Here is a 24,198-nt window from a genome sequence, read left to right on the forward strand (position 1 = left end):
TCCAGAACGCATGAGCATCCCTCCCCGCACCTCCTCGACGCCCCCGCCGGCCGCGTCGCCCGCCGCACCCCCGGGCGCGCCCTCGGGGCAGTCGCCCGCGCCCGTGTCCGGGCCGTCGTCGGCGGCTCCCGAGGTCATGGACACCGACGCGCCCGCGCCGGGTCTCCCCGAGCGCGCACGGCGCACGGCGGAGCGTGCGTGGAAGCGTGCGAAGCCCGTGCTCGCCGTGGTCTCGCCCGTGGGCTGGACCCTGCTCGCGGCGGTGCTGGTGAGCGGGGTCCTCGGGCTCTGGCTGCACCTCACCGAGCTCAACGTGCTCGCGCTCGCCCTGCTCGTGCCGCTCGTGATCGCGGCCGTGTTCGTGCTGGGGCGCACCTCCTACGCGATCACCCTGGACCTGCAGTCCCATCGGGTGGTCGTGGGCACCCGTGCCGTCGGCAGGGTCGAGGTCCGCAACCCGACCGAGAAGACCATCCTGCCCTCGCGGATCGAACTCTCCGTGGGCAGCGCGAGCGCCCAGTTCCTGGTGCCGCGCCTGGGCGCCTCGGCCGCCCACGAGGAGCTGTTCGCCGTGCCCACCCGCCGTCGCGCCGTGCTCGTGGTCGGCCCGGTGCGCTCCGTGCGCGACGATCCGCTCTCGCTCATGCGCCGTCAGGTGACCTGGGCGAAGGCGCAGGAGCTCTTCGTGCACCCGCGCACCGTCCGCCTCGATGAGGCCGCGAGCGGCTTCCTGCGGGACCTCGAGGGCACGCCCTCCTCGGACCTCTCGAGCTCCGACATCGCCTTCCACGCCCTGCGCGACTACACGCCGGGGGACGACCGCCGGCACGTCCACTGGCGCACGACCGCCCGCACGGGCAAGCTCATGGTCCGCCAGTTCGAGGAGACCCGCCGCTCCCACGTGGTCGTCGCGCTCGCCGACCGCGCCGCCGATTTCGAGGACGAGGACGAGTTCGAACTCGCCGTCTCGGCCGCGGCCTCCGTCTCCGTGCAGACGATGCGGGAGGAGAAGGAGCTCACGGCCCTCACCACCGCCGGGCGACAGCGCACCGCCACGCTGCGACGGCTGCTGGACGACTACACGGTGCTCGAGGCGCAGCGGGGCCGGCGCCCCCTGCGGGATCTCGGCCAGGCCTGCGCGGACAAGGCTCCCAACGCGTCCGCCGTCGTGCTCGTCGTGGGGTCCCTGACGACCCCGACCGAGCTCAACCAGGCCGCGACCCGCTTCCCGCCCGGGGTGCTGCCCATCGCGGTGCGCTGTGCACGCGGCGCCGAGGTCCGGCGCTCGCGTCTGGGCGGTCTCGAGCTCGTGACCCTGGGGCGCATCGAGGACCTGCCGATGGCGATGAGGACGGTGGGTCGATGAGCGCCGCGCACCTGCCCGGCCCCGGCGGCCGGCGGTCCTCGTCGCCGAGCGCGGACCCGATGATGGGCACGGACCCGGCGCCGGAGGCGTCGACCACGGCCCCGCCCCCGCGGCGGGCGTCGCCCGGAGGGGTCGAGGAGACCCTGGGCGAGCAGCGCCCGCTGCGCGCGAGCGTCGTGGACGTGGTCGTGCTGGCCGCTCTGTTCCTGCTCGCGCTGCTGGGCTTCCATTCGGTCTTCGGAGGACCCTGGTACCTCGTGACCGGCGTGATGGCGCTCGTCCTCTCGCTGGTGATCGCCCTGCTGGGCGCCCGCTGGTCCCTCGGACCGCTGCTGCTGACCCTCGCGATCGCGATCGTGCACTTCGCGCTGGGTGCGGCGTTCGTGGTGCCGGACCGTGCGCTCCTGGGCGTGCTGCCCACGCCGTCGGTCCTTCTCGAGCTGCTGCGCATGCCCGTGACGACCTGGAAGAGCGCGCTCACCATCAGCCCGCCCATCGGCATCGGGAACGGCGTGCTGGGCGTCGTCTGGCTGCCCATGCTGCTGCTGGGCGTCGCGGGCTTCTCCGTGCTGCTGCGCAGCCGCCGCTGCGTGATCGCGTGGCTGTTCCCCTGCGCGATGCTGCTGTGCTCGGTCGTGTTCGGCACGGCGGAGGCCACCCTCCCGCTGCTGCGCGGGCTGCTCTTCGCGATGCTCTCGCTCGCCTGGCTGAGCTGGCGCTTCGAGAGCACCCGCCTGCGCACCTCGCGCTCCACCATCATCTCCGACACCGTGCGCGCGGGCTCCTGGGGCAACCCCGTGCTGCGTCGGCGCGTGATCGGCGGGGGAGTGATCCTGCTGCTCGCCGCCGCGATCACCGGTGCCGCGAGCCCCGCCTTGGACCCGCCCTCGGGCACGGCCCGCTTCGCTCTGCGCGACAGCCTCACCCCGCAGTTCGACCCGGCCGAGTACGTCTCCCCGCTCTCCGACTTCCGCGGCTACGTCAAGCACCGCCGCAAGGAGGAGCTCTTCACCGTCACGAACGTGAAGGACGGGGAGCAGATCCGCCTGGCGACCCTCGACGACTACAACCGCGAGGTGTACGACGTCGCCGGATCGGACCGCGCGGACTCGGCCTCGGGCGCCTTCCTCAAGATCGCCGGTGCCGTGGATCTCGCGCAGCCGGGAGGGGACGCGCGCAGCTCGACGGTCACGATCGGCGGCTACCACGGGGTGTGGATGCCCAGCCTGGGCACCACGACCGATCGCGTCGACCCCGATCAGGAGACGACGGCGAAGCGGCCCTCGGGGTCCGCGCGCCTGGGCGACTCCCTCTTCCTCAACCGTCGCTCGCAGACGCTCGTGGACTCGTCCTCGCTGCGCGAGGGCGACAGCTACGACGTCACCTACGAGCCGTACAGGACCGCCTCGGAGGACGCGCAGCACTCGATGCGCTTCGACGACGGCGTGGCAGAGGAGCTCCCGCCCCTCGAGGGGCTCGACCCGAAGTTCAAGCAGGCCGCCGAGGAGTGGGCCGGCGACGCCCCCAACGACTACGCGACCATGAGCAACCTGATGGTCGGCATCAAGAGCGAGGCCGAGTACTCCCACGGCATCGAGGACCAGCAGGCCTCGCTCTCCGGGCACGGCGAGTCCCGACTGCTCGCGATGCTCAACGATCCGAGCTTCGACCGGTCCGAGGCGGACGCCATGCCGCAGGGCAGGATCGGCGACGAGGAGCAGTTCGCGGCTCTCACCGCCGTGCTCGCCCGGGAGATCGGGATCCCGGCCCGGGTGGTGATGGGCTTCGAGGTCTCGGGCTCCGATGCGGGGACCGCGACCGTCACCGGGGACGACGTCACCGCCTGGGTCGAGGTCGCCTTCCGCGAGCCCGGCTCCGACACCGTCCGCTGGGAGCGCTTCGATCCGGCTCCCGACAGCGACGAGACCCTCACCCAGCCCGAGCAGAAGACCACCGACAAGCCGCAGCCGCAGGTGCCGCAGCCACCGCCGCCGCCCGCGGACCCGCCGACGCCTCCACCGGGCGCCACGGCCGAGGACCAGCCCGACCCGCCTGATCCGCCCGAGCCCGCCCCGCTGTGGGTCGGGTACGTCTCCGGAACGGGCCTGCTCGCCGTGCTCGTCGCCGCCACGCTCGGCGCGATCGCCGGGGCGAAGGTGCTGCGCCGACGCCACCGCAGGCTGCGCGGAGCCCCCGGGGACCGCATCGACGGGGGATGGCGCGAGATCGTGGATCTGCGCACGGACCTCGGGCGGCGCACTGCGCCGTCGGACACGCGGAAGGAGACCGCGGAGGCGATCATCGCCGACCTCGACGCACGTCCCGCCCCCGGCACCAGCACCGGCTCCAGCACTAGCTCCAGCACCGGCGCCGAGACCGCCCAGCCAGCGGCCGACGGCGGCGGCTCCGACGCCGAGGCGGCCGCGGACCTGCGGCGCCTGGCCACCGGCGCCGACCGGGCGACCTTCGCCCCCGACGCCCCGACCGAGTCCGACCTCGAGTCCTACTGGGCGACGGTGGCGGCGGCGCGCCGTCGGATGACCGAGAACCTGCCCTGGCACCGTCGGGCGCGCGCAGCGGTCTCGCTGCGCTCCTTCCGTGCGCGGCGTCGCGCGGACCGGCGCGCCCAGCAGCGCTTGCGAGCAGCCTCCGCCCAGCGCACCGAGGAGGACTCCCGCAGGGGGAGCGTCGCGGATCGCGCATCCCGGGCGGGCGGCGCGTTCTCCCTGCGCGGTGCTCTCGAACGGGCCATGCGGAGGATCCGATTCTTCGTGGACGGTGCCGTGGACCGATACCGTGCATGGCGCAGAACATCGAGCGCACGGCGCGGACAGCGCCGCAGAAGGGACCGATGATGAGCATCCAGGCAGGCCACGGCGGCCCGTCCGAGGCGCAGGGCGGGACGCCCCGCTACTGCAGCACCTGCGGGGCACTGCTGAGCGCCGGTGCGGTCCTCTGCGGCGAGTGCGGTGCCCGGTACCGGGAGTCGCCCTACGAGAAGCGGGCGACCGACGCCCCGGGCGCGTGGTCGGCGCCGCCGCGGCGGCGTGCGGAGCCCGCCACGGACGGCGGGCCCTCGGAGGAGTCCGATCAGATCCAGCTGCTGGGCAGCAGCGCCCCGGAGCCGTCCGATCCCGCCGGGACGGCGCTGCGGGCACAGTCCCAGTACGATCGTGGGATGGACGCACAGCAGCCCGCCGGCGTGTGGGGGCAGCCGCCCTCCCCGGCGCAGGACCGACCCGCCGATCCCGGTGGGCCCGCGCCCCTCGAACCGCCGCTCGACGGCTGCACCCCCGCGGGCACCGGGAAGCGCGTGCTCGCCTTCATCATCGACGGAGTGGTCGCCGGCATCGTCGCACTGCCCCTGTGGATCGGTGCGATCCTCCTGGCCCTGCAGACCCACCAGACGCTCGCGACGATCCTCACCGGGCTCGGCGTGGCCCTGCCGATCGCGTACGCGCTGGTGATCGTGTGGCTGCAGGGGAGCCGCGGGTTCACTCTGGGAGGCCTCATCATGGGCCTGCGGGTCGTGCGCGAGGACACCGGTGCGCCGCTCGGCTTCGGCCGCTCGCTGGCCCGGTACGTCGTGCTCGCACTGCTCACCTGGATCGCGGGACTGACGACCTTCCTCGACCCCGAGCGCCACGGGCGCGGCCTGCACGACCGCATGATCAGCACGATCCTCGTGGACGCGCGCGCAGGGCGCGACCCCTACGCCCCCCGGCCCGACGACTTCGCCCGGCCCGAGGCCGCCCAGTACCTCGGTGATCCTTCCGTGCCGGTGTCCGTGCGCGACAACCTCACCACGAAGCCCGGAGCCGCCTGGGCGGAACCGGCCGCGGCCGGGACCGCGGGCGGCGGCGCCCCGCAGGACGGCGCCGCATCGCCCGCATCCGCGCCGCCCGCGTGGGGATCCCCGGCGCCCGTGCCGTCCCCGGCGCAGGCACAGCCCTCACCCGCATGGGGCGCGAACCCGCAGCAGAGCGCCGAAGACCCCGGTGCCGTCGCCTCGCCCGCTCCCGCCGCGGGGCAGTGGGGAGCGCCCGCACCCGCGGCCGGCGAATGGGGCGCGCCGCCCGAGAACGCGCGTGAGCAGGCCTGGGGCGCCCCGTCGGCGCGAGACGAGGCCTCGCAGGATGCCGCCGCCTCGTGGTCCGAGCCGTCCGGGGAACCGATCATCACCTCCTCGCCCTGGGCCCCGGCGCCGGCGGCCGCGCACGAGGAGCCATCGGCTCCGGCGTCGGCCGCCGCCGAGGAATCTTCCCCCGTGGACCCCGCTGCGGCCGACGCGAGCAGCGCACAGGCCGACGAGATCGTCGACCCCTGGGCCCCGCCGTCGGAGGACTCGGCCGGGGCACCGGCCGCGCCCGCCGCGCCCGTGCAGGCCGCCGAGCCCGCACCGCATGCCGAGCCCGCGCAGCCCGGCGAGGCCGGTCAGCCCCTGTCCGATGCCGATCCGAGTGCTGTGTGGACGAGTTCGCCGGCGCCCCGGGCCGAGCCCCCACAGTCCGCGCCGGCGCCGCCTCCTGCTCCGCCGTCGGAACCTGCACCAGCGGCGGCACCAGCGCCTGCTCCTGCACCGGCACCTGCCCCTGCTCCGGCACCGCCCTCGACGCCCGAGCCCGTCGGCCCTCCCGCCGACCTCGACGAGTCGACGCGCCTGTCGCACCCGACGGAGGACCTCGGCGATGTCGAGGAGACCAGGATCGTCCCCGCGCGCCGCGATCGTCGCCCGGGCTACCGTCTGCTGCTCGATGACGGCTCCGTGCACGAGGTGCGCGGCGTCGCCCTGCTCGGGCGCAATCCTTCGGCCGAGGCCGGAGAGGAGCGGGTCGTCCTCGCGGACGAGACCCGCTCGGTCTCGAAGTCGCACCTCCGTCTCGAAGCCTCCGTCGAGGGCCTGCAGGTCATGGACCTGGGGTCGACGAACGGCTCGGCGCTGATCCTCGCCGACGGCACCTCCCAGGATCTCGACCCGCACTCGCCCCTGTCCCTGCCCGACGGCGCCACGCTGTCGATCGGGGACCGCACCCTCACCGTGGAGCGCATCCAGTGATCGACGCATCCCTCACCGATCCCGACCTCCCCGGCACCGTCCGCGTGGTCTCCGCCCATGCGACCGATGTCGGCCGCGTGCGGGAGACCAACGAGGACTCCGTGCTCGACGCGCACCCGATCCACATGGTCGCCGACGGCATGGGCGGGCACAACGCCGGCGAGGTCGCGAGCGCGATCGCCGTCGAGGAGTTCGAGAAGCTCACCGTCCAGGAGAACGTGACCATCGAGCAGCTCGGCGACGCCCTGCGCTCGGCGGGTGCCCGCATCAGCGGCCTCAGCGCCGACGACGAGCGCGGCGCGGGCACCACGGTCGCCCTGGTCGCGACGATGGTGCTGGACGGCGTGGGCTACTGGGCGGTCATGAACCTGGGCGACTCCCGGGTCTACCGCCTCTCCGCCGAGCTGTTCGAGCAGGTCAGCGTGGATCACTCCGTCGTTCAGGAGCTCATCGACCACGGTGACCTCACCGATGCCGAGGCCCGCGTGCATCCCTACCGGCACATGATCACCCGCGCCCTGGGCGTGGGCGCGGAGCCGGATCCGGACTTCTGGCTGATCCCCGCGGAGGTGGGCGACCGCATCCTCGTGTGCTCCGACGGACTCACCAACGAGCTCTCTGACGAGGAGATCGAGCGCCTCCTGCGCAGCGACGCCGACGTCGACGACCTGAGCCGCGAGTTCGTCCGGAGCGCCGTCGACGCCGGAGGCCACGACAACGTGAGCGTCGTGGTCGTCGAGGCGACGGCGCTCGTCGGACTCTCCGCGGGCGATGCCCAGCAGCGGGGGAGCAGTGCGCCCCAGCCGGCCATCGAGGTCGAGGAGGACACCCACCCGCGCGGTGCGGACGGCACCGGGAGCAGCGGTGACGACGCGCAGCACGAGGCGGGCAGGACGGTGGACGCGCAGGACGGCGACGGGACCGAGGACCGATCGCAGTGAGCGGGGAGTCCTCGCTCCTGGGCCGCGGCACCTGGTTCAACCCCGGCCCCGCGACGCTCGTCGTGCGTCCCGCGGGCTGGATCCTGCTCGTCCCCGGCGTCAAGAGCTCCCTGATCGCGTCCGCGTGGCGGGTGCTCGGCGAGCCCCCGGCGGCCGACGCCCTGCTGGGAGACCTCGCCTCGGGCAGCGAGTTCGAGACCGAGGACCGCCTGCCGCCGGTGCTGTTCGCGCTCGGCGACGGCACCAGCCGGACGATCGGTCTCACCGGCACGAGTCCCCTCGCGGTGTACACGGCAGAGGGCCGGAGCCTGCTCGCCGGGACCGAGGAGGGCCCCGCCGTCATCACCGAGCTCGCCGACGTGCGCCGGATCGCCTTCGGCGACCTGCCCGCCGAGGACCCGGTCGCGGCGCTGAGGTCGGTCGAGGGCATGAGCCGCGTCCGCGGGTTCGTGCTCATGACCACCGATCCCGCGGAGCTCGAGGAGGCGGCGCGGACACAGCTCGCCGAGCAGGTGGAGGCCGACGGCAGCTCCATCCTCGACCCCGCCGCCAAGGAGCGCGCCGCGCAGCGCAAGGAGGCGCGCGCCAAGGAGAAGCGCGAGCGCGAGGAGCGCCGCGCGCAGGAGGCCTCCGCGCGGGCGGAGTCCTCCGCCGCATCATCGAGCTCGCGGGACTCGTCGTCGTCCGCACGGAGAGCCGCTGCGGAGGCGCCCGCAGGGCCCAGCATGTTCGACGACCTCTTCGCTCCCTCCGCAGCCGCCCAGGCCTCACCTCCCCAGTCCGATGCCGCGGTGTCCCCGGAGCGGCTGCCAGAGGCACCCCCGGTGACGGCACCGCAGACGGCCGACGCGCCGGAGCGGGAGCCGGCTGCCGCGGCGCCGGAGCCGTCGCCGGTGGAGACTGCTCCCGCACCGTCACCTGCACCCGAGCCGGCCCCCGCCGAGACCGCGCAGGCGCCCGCCACCGCGCCCGCAGGGACCGCGGCGGCGCACCCTCCGCAGAGTCCCGCGCCCGGTCGCTCGGCGCGACTGGTGACCTCGTCGCTGTTCGATCGCCGGGCGTCACGCAGCGGTCAGCGCAGGACCGAGGGGGCTACGAACAGGGCGTCGCAGCCGTCGGCCACGTCGACGGTGACCGGTGACGGTGACCAGGCGCCGACGCCCGCTGAGGACCCCGCGGCGGACGCGGCACCCGTGACGCGCGTCGAACCGATCGACCCCGAAGCGGCCGACCCCGAAGCGATCGACACCGACACGGACGCGTCTGCCGGCACACCCGAGGCGGGCACTGCCCCGTCCCCCGACGCCGCCCCTCCGCACTCGGATGCCCCTCCGCACACGGATCCCGCTGTCCCCGCACCGCGCGGCGAGCCCGGCCCTGCTGAACCCGAGGCGGATCCTCCCCAGGTGTCCGCCCGGGCCGCCGGCGCGAGCGACCTCGGTGCGGTGATCGGCGAGGGCGGCAGCGCCTACGACGATCTGTTCGGGCGCACCCTCCATCGCAGCATCGAGGCCGCTGCGGTCCGCGCCGCGGGTGAGGACGGGAGCGCCGCGGACGGCGAGCGCGCCTCGGAGGCGACGCTCGACGTCGAGTCCCTCGACCTCGATGCCTCCGGTGCCGCGGGCGAGGAGACGACGTCAGACGGTGCGCCCGCCGATCCCGTCGGATCCGATCCCGCCTTTGCGACCACCGAGGACGTGCCGCTGGAATCGACCGGGGACTTCATCGACTGGGTGCCCGGAATGGGGCGCACCGCCCCCGAGGTGGCGCACGCCGCGCGCGCCTCGGAGCGCGGCGGCGCGGAGCGAGCGCCTGCCGCGCACGGGCCCGTCGCCGCGCTCGCGGGCACCGGGCGTGCCGATGCCCGGCCGGGTGACGCGGCTCCGCCGCGCTCCGCTACCTCGGCAGGCTCCCCTGCACGGGCCCCCGCGCAGCCGACGGGCCAGGCGCCCACTGCGCCCGCGCAGGCGGTCGCCCTGCCCGGCGCCGTCTGCGAGAACCGCCACGCGAACCCGCCCGAGGCCACGGTCTGCCGCTGGTGCGGCGCCCGCATCCGCGGGGGAGTGCGCACCGTGGCGCGCCCGCCGCTGGGCATGATCGAGATCAGCACCGGCGGACGGTTCCTGCTCGACCGCTCGGCGATCATCGGCCGCCGGCCCCGCGCCTCGCGCGTGAGCGGCGACGACGTCCCCCAGCTGATCACCGTCCCCAGCCCCCAGCAGGACATCTCGCGCTCCCACGTCGCGCTGCGCCTCGAGGGCTGGCACGTCGTCGCCGAGGACCTGCGCACCACCAACGGCACCACGCTGCTGCGCTCCGGCGAGGCTCCGCAGCGTCTGCGCTCGGGCCAGAGTCCCGTCCTCTCCGACGGCGATCGCCTCGACCTGGGCGACGGAGTGGTCCTCACCCTGGTGGGGAGGCCCTCGTGAGCCCCCGCCCGCCCGCCCCGCCGCCGCAGCTCGCGGGGTACGAGTACGAGCGTCTGCTGGGCTCCGGCGGCTTCGCCGACGTCCACCTGTACCGCCAGCTGCGCCCGCAGCGGAGGGTCGCGATCAAGGTGCTGCTCGCGAGCGTCCTCGACGACGCCGTGCGGGGCCAGTTCGACGCCGAGGCGAACGTGATGGCGACCATGTCGACCCATCCCTCGATCGTCACGATCCACCAGGCGGAGGTGACCAGGGAACACCGCGCCTGCATCGTCATGGAGTACTGCCCGCGCCCGAACTACGGGGCGCGCTTCCGCCGCGAGCGCATCTCCGTCGCCGAGGTGCTGCGCGTGGGCGTGCAGATCGCGGGCGCCGTGGAGACCGCGCACCGCGCCGGCATCCTGCACCGCGACATCAAGCCCGCGAACATCCTTGTCACCGAGTACAACAGGCCGGCGCTCACGGACTTCGGGATCTCCGTGGCCGCGGGCAACGCCCTCGAGCCGGAGGCCAGCCACGGGCTGTCGATCCCCTGGTCCCCGCCGGAGGCCTTCGAGGATCCGCCGACCGCCGACGAGCGCAGCGACGTGTTCTCCCTCGCCGCCACCCTGTACTCGCTGCTGGCCGCGCGCACCCCCTTCGAGCGCAGCGGCGGCGGGAACACCGCGAGCGATCTCATCGCCCGGATCTCCTCCGAGCCGCTCGCACCGCTCGGCCGCCCGGACGTGCCGGAGATGCTGAACCGGACCCTGTCGGTCGCGATGGCGAAGGACCCCGCCGGCCGCTACGAGTCCGCACTCGCCCTCGGCCGTGCCCTGCAGCAGGTCGAGATGGCGCTCTCCCTGCCCATCACGCAGATGGACGTGCTCGACGAGCACGGCCCCGATCACCCTCCCGAGCACACGGGGGAGGGCGACCTCGAGGCGCACACGAACATCCGCCGCGTCTCCACCGTCGACCCCGACGCCCCCTCGTCGCGGGTCCTGGACCCCTTCGCCGGCGTCGCCCCCGCACTGGGCGGCGGGCGCCCCGCGCGATCCCGCTCGCTGGCCCCCGGGCAGGGGGACGACACCACGCTCGTGCGTCCCTCGCCGGCGCCGGCCGCGCTGTCCGGCGCCTCCGCCGGCGTCGGAGGAGGCGCCGGGCCGGGTGGGCCCGCGGCGCCGTCCGCGGCCGCGGCGGCGCCCGGAGCCGCCGGTCCCGCGGGTCACGGAGCACCCGTGCGCCGTCGGCCGATGTGGCCCCTGGTGACCCTCGCCGCCGTGCTCGTCCTGGGCATCGGGGTGGGCACGATGGCCATCGTGCGCAGCACCTTCATCGAGCCCGAGGAGCCCACGACCGCCGCCCCCTCGACCAGCGAGGACTGGAAGCCGGGTGCGCAGGAGCCCCCGGCGGACATCTCCATGACGGTCCTCGAGAAGGAGCGCGGCACCACGGCGGGCACCGTGAAGATCAGCTGGAGCACGCCCGAGGGGATGACGTCGAACGACGACATCAAGATCGCCTGGCAGAACCTCCCCGAGGAGTACGAGGGCGTGGAGACCGAGCGGCTCGCCCGGGGAAGCTCCAGCATCACCGTCAGCGTGCCGCTGGCCTGGGACAAGCCGTGCTTCGTGCTCACCGTGGTGACGAAGAACGGCGGGATCGGTCCCTCCACGAAGCAGCAGTGCGTCGACACGAAGGAGCTGCGGGGATCATGAGGGACGCGGTGCACGCACGCAGGACCGTACGAAGAGGGAGGCAGGAGCATGGCAGCGTCGATCTCGGTCGAGTTCTGCGGTGAGTGGTACCGCGCGGAGGAGGGCGGCGAGCTGAGCATCGGCCGCGAAGCCGATCTCGTCGTCGACGAGGACAACCCGTACCTCCATCGCCGATTCCTCACGATCTCGCAGGTGGACTCCCTGTGGTGGCTCTCGAACGTGGGGTCGCGGCTCTCCGCGACCATCACCGACTCCGCGGGCGCCCTGCAGGCGTGGCTCGCGCCCGGTGCGCGCCTGCCGCTGGTCTTCGACGTCACCAAGGTGGTCTTCACGGCGGGGCCGACGACCTATGAGCTGGACGTGCACACCGAGACCCCGGAGTTCGAGCGCTCGCCGTCCCCGGAGGACCCGGTCGGCGAGACCACCGTCGGCTCCGTGCAGCTCACCGAGAGCCAGAAGCAGCTGATCCTCGCCCTCGCCGAGCCCATGCTCGTGCGCGAGGGCAGCGGCATGAGCGCGGTGCCCACATCCGCCCAGGCCGCGGAGCGTCTGGGCTGGCCGCGCACCAAGTTCAACCGCAAGCTCGACAACGTCTGCGACAAGCTCGATCGGATGGGCGTGCGCGGGCTGCGGGGCGGGCCGGGCAAGCTCGCGAGCAACCGGCGGGCGCGGCTCGTCGAGCACGCCGTGTTCACCCGACTGGTCACCGCCGAGGACCTGCCGCTGCTGGACAAGGCCGCCGCCGACGCCGACGAGGACTGACGAGGACACCACCGCATGCGCATCAAGCTCACGCTGCGTCGACCCGAGGACCGGATGACGGACCTCGAGGTCACCGCCGACGCCACGGCCACCGTCGCCGACGTCGCCGGCGCCCTCTACCTGGGGGACCCCCTGCGCGGCTCCACCGAGGCGCCCGAGGGACTGACCCTGCAGGTGCAGGACGCCGGGGCGGGCCCCGGCGCGGCCGGCGTGCGTTCCCTGGACCGCGGCATCGACCTGATCTCCGCCGGTCTGCGCTCCGGCTCCGTGGTCTCCATCGCCCGCTCCTCCACGGAGTACGCCACGCGCGCCGAATCGCGCGGCGCCGCCGTCGCTCTGCTGCGCGTGCTCTCGGGGCCCGAGGAGGGACGCGAGTTCCCCCTGCCCAGCGGCTCGAGCGTGATCGGACGCGAGGGCGACGTGGACATCCGCATCGCCGACCCGATGCTCTCCAAGCGCCATGCCCGCATCAACGTCGCCGACGCCGTGGAGATCGTGGACCTGCGCTCGGCCAACGGCGTGGAGATCGGCGGGGAGCGCGTGGGCCGTGCCGTCGTGGGCCCCGCCGACACGGTCGAGGTCGGCGGCACCACGTTCTCCGTGATCATGCTGCACCGCGCCGGCGGCAGCGCCCCGAACTCCCCGGTCGTCGAGTTCAACCGCTCGCCCCGCGTGGTGCCGCGCTTCGAGTACCGCGAGATGACGCCGCCGCAGCCGCCGCGCGAACCCCAGCCGCAGTTCTTCCCGATCTTCATGATGTTCGCGCCGCTGCTCATGGGCGGTCTCATGTTCGCGGTCACGCGCAGCCCCTACTCGCTGATCTTCGTGCTGATGATGCCGATGATGGCGACCGCCGGGTACCTCAACCGCAAGTACCAGTCGCGCAAGCAGCTCGAGCGGCAGATCAAGAACTTCGAGGAGTCGCTGGCATCCCTCAAGCGCCGGGTCACCGCCGCCCAGGACCTGGAGCGCGCGGTGCGGCTCGTGGAGACCCCCTCGACGGCGGACGCGGTGGACTCCGCCCACCGGCTCGGCCGCCTGCTGTGGACCCACCGGCCCGAGCACGAGGCCTTCACGACCGTGCGCCTGGGCCTCGGCGTCGCCGAGTCCCGCGTCGGCATCCCGATGCCCGGTGAGAACAACGCGATCGCCCAGTACTGGGATCAGCTCGACGACATGCACGAGGAGTACAGGATGATCGCGGGGGTGCCGATCGTCGGCGACCTGCGGGAGTCCGGCGGGATCGGCGTCGCCGGGGGAGGGGAGCAGGCCGACGCCGTGGCCCGCGGCCTGATCACCCAGCTGTTCGCCCTGCACTCGCCCACGGACCTCGCGATCGCCGCGATCACCTCGCGCTCCTCGCGCGCCCTCTGGGACTGGTTGAAGTGGCTCCCGCACACGTCGAGCCCCCATTCGCCGCTGGACGGGGATCATCTGGCCGACGGCGCGCTCAGCGGGATCTCCCTGGTCTCGCGCATCGAGGAGCTCATCGAGGAGCGCTCCGAGGGAGCGCCGGCGCAGCTGCGCCGCGCGGTGCGCGCCCCCGTCTCCGCCGATCCCGTGCCGGCTCCCGACCCGGTGACCCCGAACCTCGTGCTCGTCGTCGAGGACGACGCCCCCGTGGACCGCGCACGCCTGGTGCGCATCGCCGAGCGCGGGCCCGACGTGGGCGTCTTCGTGATCTGGTGCGCGGCGACGGTCGCGGCCCTGCCCGCGGCCTGCCGCACCTACCTCTCGAGCGAGGACGGCGTGGAGGGGGCGAACGCCGGCATCGTGCGCCGCGGCGAGCGCTACTATCCCGTGAGCGTGGAGACCGTCGGCCTCGACGTCGCCGCGGGCGTGGCCCGGCACCTCTCCCCGGTGGTCGACGCGGGCGTCCCGGTGGATGACGACTCCGACCTCCCGCGCGCCATCTCCTATCTCACCCTGGCCGGGACGGAGCTCGCCGAGGAGCCCGGCGCGGTCATCGAGCACTGGAAGGAGACCGGCTCGCTGACCCCGCGCGACGGGGCGCCGCCGGTCCCGCGCAAGCACGACGCGAACCTGCGGGGGCTCATCGGCCACGACGGCCAGGACGCCTACCACCTCGACCTGCGCACCCACGGCCCGCACGCCCTGGTGGGCGGCACCACGGGCGCCGGCAAGTCCGAGTTCCTCCAGGCCTGGGTGATGGGCATGGCGACCGCCCACTCGCCCGACCGCGTGACCTTCCTGTTCGTCGACTACAAGGGCGGCTCCGCCTTCGCCGACTGCATCGAGCTCCCGCACGCCGTGGGCATGGTCACCGACCTGTCCCCGCACCTGGTGCGCCGCGCGCTGACGTCCCTGCGCGCCGAGCTGCACCATCGCGAGCACCTGCTGAACCGCAAGAAGGCCAAGGACCTCGTCTCGCTCGAGCGCACCGGGGACCCCGAGGCGCCCCCGAGCCTGATCATCATCGTCGACGAGTTCGCCGCGCTCGCGAAGGAGGTCCCGGAGTTCGTCGACGGGGTCGTGGACGTGGCCGCCCGCGGCCGCTCCCTCGGCCTGCACCTGATCCTCGCGACCCAGCGCCCCGCGGGCGTCATCAAGGACAACCTGCGCGCGAACACGAACCTGCGCATCGCGCTGCGGATGGCCGACGAGGCCGACTCGAAGGACATCCTGGGCGATGCCATGGCCGCCCACTTCGATCCCGGCATCCCCGGTCGCGCCGCCGCGAAGACCGGCCCGGGCCGCATCGCGACCTTCCAGACCGGGTACGCGGGCGGATGGACGACCGACGAGCCCGAGCGCGCGCGCATCGACATCGTCGAGCGGGAGTTCGGCACCGGCGACATCTGGGACGTCCCGAGCCCGCCGTCCCCCGCCCGCAGCGAGCTGGGCCCCAACGACATCTCCCGCATGGTGCGCACCATCGGACGCGCCGCCGACGAGGCCGGGGTCCCCGAGCCCCGCAAGCCGTGGCTGTCCGAGCTCGCCCCCGCCTACGACCTCTCCCTGCTGCCCAGCCGCCGCACCGACGAGGACCTCCTGCTGGGGGTCATGGACACGCCGGAGGACCAGTCCCAGCCCACGGTCTCCTACGTGCCCGACCGCGACGGCAACATGGCGATCTACGGCACGGGCGGCTCGGGCAAGTCGACGACCCTGCGCACGATCGCGATCTCGGCGGCGAGCGCGACCGCCCGGGGCGGCCCCGTGCACGTCTACGGGATCGACTTCGGCGCCTCCGGTCTGCAGATGCTCGAGGAGCTCCCGCACGTGGGCGCGATCATCTCGGGCGACGACGAGGAGCGCGTGATCCGGCTGCTGCGGACGCTGCGCGGCCTGATCGACGAGCGCGCGAAGAAGTTCGCCGCGGTGCGCGCGGGCTCGATCGCCGAGTACCGGGAGCTGTCCGGGGACTCCGAGGCCCCGCGCATCCTGCTCCTGGTCGACGGCATGGCGGCCTTCCGCGAGGCCTACGACTTCTCGAACCTCTCCAAGTGGTTCACGACCTTCGTGCAGATCGCGACCGACGGACGCCAGGTGGGCATCCACGTGATCGTCACGGGCGACCGCCCGAACGCCGTGCCGACCTCCTTGGGGTCCTCGATCCAGCGCCGGCTGATCCACCGCATGGCCTCGATCGACGACTACATGAACTTCGGCGTGGCCCGGGACGTGCTCGACGGCGCCTCCCCGCCCGGACGCGCGATCCTCGACGGCCACGAGGCGCAGATCGCCGTGCACGGCGGCGACGCGAACGTCGCGATCCAGGCGCGGGAGGTCGGCGAGCTCGCGAAGGCCATGCGGCGCGCGGGCGTCGATCCCGCACCCGGCGTCGAGTCCCTCCCCGAGCGGGTGGAGCTCTCGCGCCTGCGGCCCGTGGTGGACGGCCGGCCCGTGATCGGCGTCGGCGACGAGGACCTCGAGGCGATCACGATCGAGCCGCGCGGCGCCTTCATGGTCACCGGCCCCGGCAGCTCCGGTCGCACCACCGCGGTGCGCACCATCGCCACGAACCTCAAGGCGCTCCCGCAGGGCATGCGCCTGGTGCGGTTCTCCGCGCGCCGCACGCCGCTGACCGGCCTGGACCTGTGGGACGTCGAGGCCTCGGACGCCGAGACGGTCAAGGAGCTCGCCGGGCAGCTGCGCCAGACCCTCGAGTCGGGGAACCTGGGGGAGGGGCGGCTCACGCTGATCCTCGACGGGATCGCGGACTTCACGGGCAGCGGCACGGAGAAGGAGCTCGACGCGCTGGTGCGCTCGTGCGTGCGCGAGGGCCAGTTCGTGATCGGAGAGAACGAGAACTCGACCTGGAACCAGGCGTACACCCTCGCCCAGCCCTTCAAGGCCGGTCGCCGCGGACTCCTGCTGCAGCCCTCGGACATGGACGGCGATTCGCTGCTGGGCACCCCGCTCGGCCGCTTCCGCCGTGCCGACTTCCCGCCCGGCCGCGGGTTCCTCGTCGCCTCGGGCCGCGCCTCGAAGCTCCAGGTCGCCCAGATCACGGAGTGACGGAGCGGGTCCTCCCCAGGGGCCCGTCGTCCACATGGGTACTTGTCCCCATGTCGGATCCGCCGAGCACTCCCTACAGTGGCCGCAGGAGCACGGAGAGCCATCGTCGGGCCCGGCGGGCACACGCCCTGCCGCGGTGACCGGAGGGCCCGGGAGGCTCGAGAACACGAGGAGGAGGAGCCATGACCGAGAAGGGCATGGACGTCGATCAGGTGCTGAAGATGGCCAAGCAGCTGAACAGCGCGGCCGAGGACATCACCACCATGCAGAGCGACCTCACCACGGGTCTCGAGGAGGTCGACTGGACCGGCCCGGACGCCGATGACTTCCGCGGCAGCTGGGAGTCCGAGATGGTGCCGGCGCTGAAGAGCATCCGGACGGCCGTCGAGCAGCTCGGTGCCACTGCCGAGTCCAACGCGAGCGAGCAGACGACCGTCTCCTCGCACTGACGCGCGGCGATGGTGCTCGGCAGCACTCGGCCCTGCGGCCGGCGCCGACGGGGCGCGCGAGCGGGCCCGGACCCCCAGGACGATCGTTCGGGGTCCGGGCCCGCTCGTGCGTCCCTCGCCGCCCGCGTGCGGCCGACGGGGCGCAGTGCCCGTTCCCGACAGGGGCTCCGCACCCGGGTCTGCACCGCGAGGGGCCCTGATAGATTCGCCGGGATCTTCCCGGCACGGACGGACGGAGCGGCAATGACGGTGCAGATCGCCTACCCCAGCGAGGAGTTCCCTCCGCCGGTCGGCTTCCGTCTCGAGGTCCCGGAGGACTGGGAGACCCTCTCGGTCCCCGGCGTGCAGATGGCTGCCGCCGCACCGCGCCGCGAGGGCAGCTTCCGGGCCAATGTCGTGCTGACCGTGCAGCGCTGCCCGGCCGCGACGCCCATGCAGAGCGTGCGCGAGAGCCTCGAGGCGCGCAAGGCAGCGCTCCCGCAGCTCGAGGAGATCGACACGGGCGAGCTCGAGATCGACGGGATCCCCTGGCTCGCGAGCGAGTACGGCTACACCCAGCCCGGTCAGCGCACGGTCGTCCAGGCGGCGCGGTACACGATGGTGCCGCGCTCGGCCCACTCCGCCGACATCCTCGAGGTCGTCGCGAGCTGCGGCGCCGAGGATGCCGATGCTCAGATCGCCGTGCTGCGACGGATCCAGGATTCCGTGCGGCCGGTCGTCTGAGCCGGCCGCCGATCCGGTGACGGCCCCGCGTCGGCGGGTCGAGGGCCCCGCGCCCGTGGGTCGACGGACCTGCGCCGACGGGCCGGCGGAGACCCCAGGAGGGACGCCCGGGCGGGCGTTGTGGATGGCGGGCCCATGGGGAGGGATCATGAAAGGTCGCTGTGACCTGCGGTGATAGCCGGAGGGTGGACTCGGATGAGGGCGCGGGGCGCGCATGGGTACTTCTCCCCATCGCCAATCCGTGAGGGCCTGCATACGGTTGTCACATCACCTGGAGAACAGGGATGAACGGAACGGGATCGGCCGCCTCATCGACTCTCCGCGGTGCGACCGAAGAACACAGCGACACGAGGAGTGGACATGGCTGAGAAGAAGGGTATGGATCCTGAGGCCGTCAAGCAGATGGCGCAGAGCATCCGCGATGCGGGCGAGGACGCACAGGCGGCCTTCGACGACGTCAAGGGCAAGGTCGACGAGCTCGACTGGACCGGTGAGGACCACGACGACTACATCTCGGAGTTCGAGGACCTCGCGGACAAGGTGAAGCAGCTCAAGCAGAAGGCCGAGGACTTCGCGGAGTCGGCCGAGAAGAACGCCAAGGAGCAGACGACGGCGTCGTCGCGCTGATCCCGGGGATCGGCATGAGCGCCCGGCGCGCTCTCAGCACATCACCCATCACAGAATCCACCACAGAGCACGGGCCGTGAGAGCGGTCGGGAACAGGGGAGAAACATGTCTTTCAAGGGAATGGATCCGGATCAGGCACGCGACGTCGCCAAGGAGGTGACCCAGGCCGGCGAGAAGATCAAGCAGGCCTTCGCCGACGTCGACGGGACCGTCCAGGGCATCGACTGGAAGGGGCCCGACGCGGACACCTTCAAGGACGACTGGCGCAACTTCCAGTCGAGCGATGTCTCGAACATCGCGGAGCTGTTCAAGACCCACGGCGACAGCCTCTCGGACCAGGCCGACGAGCAGGACCAGACCTCGAACTCGAACGCCTGAGCCCCGAGGAGCAGGTGAGCACGGGCATCGCAGCCCCTCACCCTCCACGGAGACGACGAGAACCCCCGGTCACACGACCGGGGGTTCTCGTGCATGTGCGGAACGGCGATCGGGCGCGGCCGCTGCGCCCGGGCCCTCCCGCCCCGTGGATGTCAGCGGTAGTTGACGAACTGGAGCGCGACGTCGAGGTCCTCGCCCTTGAGCAGGGCGATGACGGCCTGCAGGTCGTCGCGCTTCTTCGAGGAGACCCGCAGCTCGTCGCCCTGGATCTGCGCCTTCACGCCCTTGGGGCCCTCGTCGCGGATGATCTTGGAGATCTTCTTGGCCTGCTCCGAGCTGATGCCCTCCTTGAGATCGGCGACCAGGCGCACGGTCTTCCCGGACTGGACGGGCTCGCCCACCTCGATGCTCTTCAGGGAGAGGCCGCGTCGCAGCAGCTTGGTCTGCAGCACGTCCAGCACCGCGCGCACGCGCTCGTCGGCGTTGGCGGTCATGACAATCTGCTCCCCGCTGAGCGCCACGGAGGCGTCGGTGCCGCGGAAGTCGTAGCGCTGGGAGACCTCCTTCGCCGCCTGGTTGACGGCGTTGTCCACCTCCTGGCGATCGAGCTTGCTGACGATGTCGAACGACGAATCGGCCATCTGCTGTCCTCCTGTGGGGATGGGGCGATGTAACTGCTGGTCAGAACGCTGTGAGGAGCGTCATGCACGGTGAGGGCCCATCTGGTTGGCCCTGCTCCTGCGCGCCCAGTATGCTAGTCCAGGTCCACGAGCGAACGAGGTCGAGAGGCTCTCTTCCGCACATGGATCGGACTCGGCAGGTTACCCAAGCGGCCAAAGGGATCTGACTGTAAATCAGCTGGCATTGCCTTCGGGGGTTCGAATCCCTCACCTGCCACGCCGAGGATCACCACCGTGTGATTCCAGGCACCGAGTTCCACCAGCGGTTTGCTCGCCGAGCGGGCCGCCGGTAAAGTTCTCGGGGCTTGCCCTGATAGCTCAGTCGGCAGAGCATCTCCATGGTAAGGAGAAGGTCAAGGGTTCGATTCCCTTTCAGGGCTCTGATGGATGGTCGGCCCGGTCTCGGAAGAGATCGGGCCGTTCCATCGATCGCGCCGGGGTAGCTCAGACGGTCAGAGCGCACGACTCATAATCGTGAGGTCGCGGGTTCGATCCCCGCCCTCGGTACCACGCCGGCCCCGCCGGAGTGCACGAACGCAGCCCCCATCGCGGGGACCACGTGGCGCGGCAGACGCGCCTTGGAGAAAGAGGCGAACCATGGCGAGCAAGAGCTCGGACGTGCGTCCCAAGATCACCATGGCCTGCACCGAGTGCAAGGCGCGGAACTACATCACCAAGAAGAACCGTCGGAACACCCCCGACCGTCTCGAGCTGTCGAAGTTCTGCCCCACCTGCGGCAAGCAGACCGCGCACCGCGAGACCCGCTGAACGGTCCGCGTGCGACGCACGCTTCACGACGAGAGCCACCCGGCGCTGCCGGGTGGCTCTCGTCATGTCCGGGGGCGGACGCGGGACAGTGGCAGGATGGTTCCGCAGTTCCCGTCGGGCCCCTCAGCCCTGACGATCCCGTCCGTCCCGTCCGCCCTTCCAGGAGTGCACCGATGACATCCACGCCGGACCCGGCCTTCGCCGGCCGCACCTATCCCAGCGGCCCCGTCCACGTCGTCTCCGGCGCGAAGATCGCCGAGCTCGCGCGGGCCACGGGCGCCACCGACCCGGTGCACACCGATGATGCCGCCGCCCGTGCCGCGGGATTCGCCGGCGTCGTGGCGACGCCGACGTTCCTGGTCTCCCTGGCGCAGTCCGCCGAGACCGCCTACATCGAGGACCCCGAGGCGGGCATCGACTTCTCGCGCGTCGTCCACGGTGAGGAGGGCTTCGAGCTCCACCGTCCCGTGGTCGCGGGCGACCGCCTGATCCCCACCCTCACCGTCGAGTCGGTCCGCGCCGCGGGCGGGCACTCCATGATCACCACCCGCGTGGACGTGGCCGACGAGGGCGGCAGCGCCGTCGCCGCCGTCCGCTCCGTCATCGTCGTGCGCGGCGAGTGAGCGCAGGAAGGAACGCCATGACCAGCACCTCCAGCACCTCCAGCTCCCCGAGTGCACCGCGCGGTGGCGCCGCGGGCCCCGCGCTGCGGCTCGATGACCTGGCCAAGGGTCAGGAGCTCGCGCGGCGCGAGTACCCGATCTCGCGCGACACCCTGGTGCGCTACGCGGGCGCCTCGGGCGACTTCAACCCCATCCACTACAACGACGCCTTCGCGACGCAGGTGGGCCTTCCCGGGGTCATCGCCCACGGCATGCTGACGATGGGCACGGCGATGAGCGCCGTGCTGGACGTCGTCGGCGACCCCACCGCGGTGCGCGCGTGCGCGACCCGATTCACCAAGCCCGTCGAGGTGCCCGCGCTCGAGCCGACGACCCTGAGCGTGGTCGTCACCGTGCGCGGGGTCGACGCGGAGGCGGGCACGGCGGAGCTCGACGTCACCGCCGAGGCCGGCGGCGCGAAGGTGCTCGGCCGCGCCCGGGCGACCGTCGCCCTGGCGCCGCGCTCCGCGGACGGCGGGACCGCGGCCGCCGGTTCGGAGCCGACGGCGTGAACCTCTCCGAGCTCACCACGCTGCGAGTGGGCGGGCGCATCCGCACGCTCGTCGAGGCGCGCACCGACCAGGAGGTCATCGACGCGGTCCGCGCGGCCGACGACGCGGGGGAGACCCTGCTCGTGCTCGGCGGCGGCTCGAACTTCCTGCCGTCGGACGAGCCCTTCGACGGCACCGTGGTGCTGCTGCGCGACCCCGAGCAGCCACCCGTCCTCGACGCGACCTGCGACATCGTCCCGTCGGGCGAACCGGACGCGACGCCCGCCGACCCCGCGGAGCTCACCCCTCTCGAGCCCAGCTGCGGGGGAGCCCTCGCCGAGCACTTCGCCGGAGTGTCCTGGGACCGGGCGGTCGCCTACGCCGTCGCCCGCGGCATGATCGGCATCGAGGCGCTCTCGGGGATCCCGGGCTGCGTGGGCGCCACGCCCATCCAGAACGTCGGCGCCTACGGCCAGGAGGTGGCCGACACGATCACCCGCGTGCGGACCTGGGACCGCGAGGATCGCAGGGTGCGCACCTTCTATGCGGCCGACTGCGGCTTCGGCTACCGCACCTCCGTCTTCAAGCGCACTCCCTACGCCGGCCCCGTCGCCTCCCCGACCGGCCGGTACGTGGTGCTCTCGGTGAGCTTCCAGCACCGGGTGGGGGAGATGTCCGAGCCGATCCGCTACGGCCAGCTCGCCCAGCACCTGGGCGTCGAGGTCGGGGGCCGGGTGCCGATGGCGCGCGTGCGCGAGGCGGTCCTCGCGATCCGCGCCTCCAAGGGCATGGTCCTGGACGCCGCCGATCACGACACCTGGAGCGCCGGCAGCTTCTTCACCAACCCCCTCCTCGCGCCGGAGCAGGCAGCGACCCTCCCCGAGGACGCGCCGCGCTTCCCCGCGGAGGGAGATCGCGTGAAGTCGAGCGCGGCATGGCTCATCAGCCATGCCGGATTCGACCGCGGCTTCTCCGTCGGCCCCCGGGCGAGCCTGTCCACGAAGCATTCGCTGGCCCTGACCAACCGGGGCGACGCCCATGCGGTGGACATCGCGGAGCTCGCCCGCGCCGTGCGCGACGGCGTCGAGGACGCGTTCGGGGTGCGGCTCGAGCCCGAGCCCGTCCGCTGGGGAGTGGACATCTGAGGAGGTTCCCGGGCCTCCGCGGCCGCAGTGGACACGCGCCGCGTCGCGGGGCCCCGCGCGCCTAGGATGGACGCGCGGTCCCGCGTCGCCCGACGGCCGGCCCCGCACCCCGGCACCCGTCCACGACCCGTCGCCGATCCCCGCGTGCGACACCGCCCAGGAGGCCCAGTGAACGTCCTCGACCAGTCCATCGCCGACCTCGACCCCGACATCGCGCGGGTCCTGGACCGGGAGCTCGACCGCCAGCGCGGCACGCTCGAGATGATCGCCTCGGAGAACTTCGTCCCCCGCGCCGTGCTGCAGGCGCAGGGCTCGGTGCTCACCAACAAGTACGCCGAGGGCTACCCGGGTCGCCGCTACTACGGCGGCTGCGAGGAGGTGGACGTCGCCGAGGAGATCGCGATCGAGCGCGCCAAGAGCCTGTTCGGCGCCGACCACGCGAACGTCCAGCCCCACTCCGGCGCCACCGCGAACGCCGCGGTCATGCACGCCCTCGCGCGTGCGGGAGACACGCTGATGGGGCTCTCCCTCGCCCACGGCGGCCACCTCACGCACGGCATGAAGATCAACTTCTCCGGCCGCCTCTACGACATCGCCGCCTACGAGCTGGACCCCGCGACGGGCCGGATCGACATGGACAAAGTGCGCGAGCTCGCCCTGGAGACCCACCCCAAGGTGATCTGCGCCGGCTGGTCGGCCTACCCCCGCCACCTGGACTTCGAGGCCTTCCGCTCGATCGCGGACGAGGTCGGGGCGTCGCTCTGGGTGGACATGGCGCACTTCGCGGGCCTGGTCGCCGCCGACCTGCACCCGAGCCCCGTGCCCTTCGCCGACGTCACCTCGACCACGATCCACAAGACGATCGGCGGCCCCCGCTCCGGCATGATCCTCTCGACCCAGGACTGGGCGAAGAAGATCGACTCCGCCGTGTTCCCCGGCCAGCAGGGCGGCCCGCTCATGCACGTGATCGCCGCGAAGGCCGTCGCGCTCAAGATCGCCGCGGGCGAGGACTTCGTGGACCGCCAGCGGCGCACCCTCGAGGGCGCGCAGATCCTCGCGGATCGACTGCAGGCGGCCGACGCCGCCGCGGCCGGCGTCAAGGTGCTCTCCGGCGGCACCGACGTGCACCTCGTGCTCGTGGACCTCGTCGACTCCCAGCTCGACGGTCAGCAGGCCGAGGACCGCCTCCACGAGGTCGGCATCACCGTGAACCGCAACGCGGTCCCGAACGACCCGCGCCCGCCGCGCGTGACCTCCGGCCTGCGCATCGGCACCCCGGCGCTCGCCACCCGCGGCTTCGGCAAGGACGAGTTCACCGAGATCGCCGACGTCATCGCCCTGGCGCTCCAGGACGCGCCCGACGTCGAGGCGCTGCGCGCCCGCACCCGCGCGCTCACCGAGAAGAAGCCCCTGTACGCGGGGCTTCAGCAGTACTGAGACCGCCGGGCCGCTCGCGAGCAGATGCCGCGGGCGGCCCCGTGGTGCCCGCCCCGCACACCAGCAGCCACCGCACGCACCTCCGCGTGCCGCCCGCATGCCGCC

Annotated in this window: 18 protein-coding genes and 3 tRNA genes; 20 read left to right on the plus strand and 1 reads right to left on the minus strand. The window is 73.0% G+C overall.

The window, feature by feature from the left end; genetic code table 11:
* Positions 1-10 precede the first annotated feature (10 nt).
* The 12 genes from M4486_RS01150 (at position 11) to M4486_RS01205 (ending at position 18,910) form a co-directional block, all read left to right on the plus strand.
* Positions 11-1,366: a DUF58 domain-containing protein gene (locus M4486_RS01150; protein ID WP_249479164.1), complete on the plus strand. Its 1,356-nt coding sequence runs from the start codon at positions 11-13 to the stop codon at positions 1,364-1,366.
* A complete protein-coding gene (locus tag M4486_RS01155) occupies positions 1,363-4,221 on the plus strand; it encodes a transglutaminase TgpA family protein (RefSeq protein ID WP_249479165.1) in 2,859 nt (952 codons plus the stop codon). The genes M4486_RS01150 and M4486_RS01155 overlap by 4 nt, the downstream gene beginning before the upstream one ends.
* Positions 4,167-6,422 carry an RDD family protein gene (locus M4486_RS01160; protein ID WP_249479166.1) on the plus strand — a complete coding sequence of 752 codons (2,256 nt, stop codon included), beginning with the start codon at positions 4,167-4,169 and terminating at the stop codon, positions 6,420-6,422. The genes M4486_RS01155 and M4486_RS01160 overlap by 55 nt, the downstream gene beginning before the upstream one ends.
* Positions 6,419-7,363, plus strand: coding sequence for a PP2C family protein-serine/threonine phosphatase (locus M4486_RS01165; protein WP_249479167.1), 945 nt, complete (start codon positions 6,419-6,421; stop codon positions 7,361-7,363). The genes M4486_RS01160 and M4486_RS01165 overlap by 4 nt, the downstream gene beginning before the upstream one ends.
* A complete protein-coding gene (locus M4486_RS01170) occupies positions 7,360-9,792 on the plus strand; it encodes an FHA domain-containing protein (RefSeq protein ID WP_249479168.1) in 2,433 nt (810 codons plus the stop codon). Before M4486_RS01165 ends, M4486_RS01170 begins: the two co-directional genes overlap by 4 nt.
* Positions 9,789-11,489 carry a serine/threonine-protein kinase gene (locus M4486_RS01175; RefSeq protein ID WP_249479169.1) on the plus strand — a complete coding sequence of 567 codons (1,701 nt, stop codon included), beginning with the start codon at positions 9,789-9,791 and terminating at the stop codon, positions 11,487-11,489. Before M4486_RS01170 ends, M4486_RS01175 begins: the two co-directional genes overlap by 4 nt.
* Before the next feature lie 48 nt (positions 11,490-11,537).
* Entirely contained in the window at positions 11,538-12,251 is a 714-nt protein-coding gene (locus tag M4486_RS01180; protein ID WP_249479170.1) for an FHA domain-containing protein, read from the plus strand.
* A gap of 15 nt (positions 12,252-12,266) precedes the next feature.
* Positions 12,267-16,733, plus strand: a complete 4,467-nt coding sequence (locus tag M4486_RS01185; protein ID WP_249479171.1) for a type VII secretion EssC family protein — start codon at positions 12,267-12,269, stop codon at positions 16,731-16,733.
* A 182-nt stretch (positions 16,734-16,915) separates the two neighbouring features.
* A complete protein-coding gene (locus M4486_RS01190) occupies positions 16,916-17,182 on the plus strand; it encodes a WXG100 family type VII secretion target (protein WP_249479172.1) in 267 nt (88 codons plus the stop codon).
* Between the two features lie 243 nt (positions 17,183-17,425).
* Positions 17,426-17,905, plus strand: a complete 480-nt coding sequence (locus tag M4486_RS01195) for a DcrB/PsbP domain-containing protein (RefSeq protein ID WP_249479173.1) — start codon at positions 17,426-17,428, stop codon at positions 17,903-17,905.
* A gap of 360 nt (positions 17,906-18,265) precedes the next feature.
* Positions 18,266-18,532, plus strand: coding sequence for a WXG100 family type VII secretion target (locus M4486_RS01200; protein WP_249479174.1), 267 nt, complete (start codon positions 18,266-18,268; stop codon positions 18,530-18,532).
* Positions 18,533-18,637: 105 nt separating this feature from the next.
* Positions 18,638-18,910, plus strand: a complete 273-nt coding sequence (locus M4486_RS01205; protein ID WP_249479175.1) for a WXG100 family type VII secretion target — start codon at positions 18,638-18,640, stop codon at positions 18,908-18,910.
* A gap of 152 nt (positions 18,911-19,062) precedes the next feature.
* Here M4486_RS01205 and M4486_RS01210 read toward each other — a convergent pair whose 3' ends face one another.
* The gene (locus M4486_RS01210) at positions 19,063-19,551 is read right to left on the minus strand and encodes a YajQ family cyclic di-GMP-binding protein (RefSeq protein WP_249479176.1); all 489 of its coding nucleotides are present in this window, start codon (positions 19,549-19,551) and stop codon (positions 19,063-19,065) included.
* A gap of 174 nt (positions 19,552-19,725) precedes the next feature.
* Between M4486_RS01210 and M4486_RS01215 the strand changes: the two genes are divergently transcribed.
* The 8 genes from M4486_RS01215 (at position 19,726) to glyA (ending at position 24,093) form a co-directional block, all read left to right on the plus strand.
* Positions 19,726-19,807: transfer RNA gene (locus M4486_RS01215), tRNA-Tyr, on the plus strand.
* Positions 19,808-19,897: 90 nt separating this feature from the next.
* Positions 19,898-19,970, plus strand: a tRNA-Thr gene (locus M4486_RS01220).
* A gap of 53 nt (positions 19,971-20,023) precedes the next feature.
* Positions 20,024-20,100, plus strand: a tRNA-Met gene (locus M4486_RS01225).
* 87 nt (positions 20,101-20,187) lie between these two features.
* Positions 20,188-20,358 carry a 50S ribosomal protein L33 gene (gene rpmG, locus M4486_RS01230; protein WP_017823818.1) on the plus strand — a complete coding sequence of 57 codons (171 nt, stop codon included), beginning with the start codon at positions 20,188-20,190 and terminating at the stop codon, positions 20,356-20,358.
* A gap of 173 nt (positions 20,359-20,531) precedes the next feature.
* Positions 20,532-20,981: an FAS1-like dehydratase domain-containing protein gene (locus M4486_RS01235; RefSeq protein ID WP_249479177.1), complete on the plus strand. Its 450-nt coding sequence runs from the start codon at positions 20,532-20,534 to the stop codon at positions 20,979-20,981.
* Positions 20,982-20,998: 17 nt separating this feature from the next.
* Positions 20,999-21,532: a MaoC/PaaZ C-terminal domain-containing protein gene (locus M4486_RS01240; protein ID WP_249479178.1), complete on the plus strand. Its 534-nt coding sequence runs from the start codon at positions 20,999-21,001 to the stop codon at positions 21,530-21,532.
* Positions 21,529-22,656, plus strand: a complete 1,128-nt coding sequence (locus tag M4486_RS01245) for a UDP-N-acetylmuramate dehydrogenase (protein ID WP_249479179.1) — start codon at positions 21,529-21,531, stop codon at positions 22,654-22,656. The genes M4486_RS01240 and M4486_RS01245 overlap by 4 nt, the downstream gene beginning before the upstream one ends.
* 168 nt (positions 22,657-22,824) lie before the next feature.
* On the plus strand, positions 22,825-24,093 hold the full coding sequence (glyA, locus tag M4486_RS01250; protein WP_249479180.1) for a serine hydroxymethyltransferase: 1,269 nt from the start codon (positions 22,825-22,827) through the stop codon (positions 24,091-24,093).
* The last annotated feature ends 105 nt before the right edge of the window (positions 24,094-24,198 follow it).

Source organism: Brachybacterium kimchii, assembly GCF_023373525.1.
In the GTDB taxonomy this organism is placed as follows: Bacteria; Actinomycetota; Actinomycetes; order Actinomycetales; family Dermabacteraceae; genus Brachybacterium; species Brachybacterium kimchii.

Bases quoted from the DNA above. Each gene is read 5' to 3' on its own strand.
- M4486_RS01150 (WP_249479164.1), top strand. From the start codon at position 11: ATGAGCATCCCTCCCCGCACCTCCTCGACGCCCCCGCCGGCCGCGTCG.
- M4486_RS01155 (WP_249479165.1), top strand. From the start codon at position 1,363: ATGAGCGCCGCGCACCTGCCCGGCCCCGGCGGCCGGCGGTCCTCGTCG.
- M4486_RS01160 (WP_249479166.1), top strand. From the start codon at position 4,167: ATGGCGCAGAACATCGAGCGCACGGCGCGGACAGCGCCGCAGAAGGGA.
- M4486_RS01180 (WP_249479170.1), top strand. From the start codon at position 11,538: ATGGCAGCGTCGATCTCGGTCGAGTTCTGCGGTGAGTGGTACCGCGCG.
- M4486_RS01185 (WP_249479171.1), top strand. From the start codon at position 12,267: ATGCGCATCAAGCTCACGCTGCGTCGACCCGAGGACCGGATGACGGAC.
- M4486_RS01190 (WP_249479172.1), top strand. From the start codon at position 16,916: ATGACCGAGAAGGGCATGGACGTCGATCAGGTGCTGAAGATGGCCAAG.
- M4486_RS01195 (WP_249479173.1), top strand. From the start codon at position 17,426: ATGACGGTGCAGATCGCCTACCCCAGCGAGGAGTTCCCTCCGCCGGTC.
- M4486_RS01200 (WP_249479174.1), top strand. From the start codon at position 18,266: ATGGCTGAGAAGAAGGGTATGGATCCTGAGGCCGTCAAGCAGATGGCG.
- M4486_RS01205 (WP_249479175.1), top strand. From the start codon at position 18,638: ATGTCTTTCAAGGGAATGGATCCGGATCAGGCACGCGACGTCGCCAAG.
- M4486_RS01210 (WP_249479176.1), bottom strand. From the start codon at position 19,551: ATGGCCGATTCGTCGTTCGACATCGTCAGCAAGCTCGATCGCCAGGAG.
- rpmG (WP_017823818.1), top strand. From the start codon at position 20,188: ATGGCGAGCAAGAGCTCGGACGTGCGTCCCAAGATCACCATGGCCTGC.
- M4486_RS01235 (WP_249479177.1), top strand. From the start codon at position 20,532: ATGACATCCACGCCGGACCCGGCCTTCGCCGGCCGCACCTATCCCAGC.
- M4486_RS01240 (WP_249479178.1), top strand. From the start codon at position 20,999: ATGACCAGCACCTCCAGCACCTCCAGCTCCCCGAGTGCACCGCGCGGT.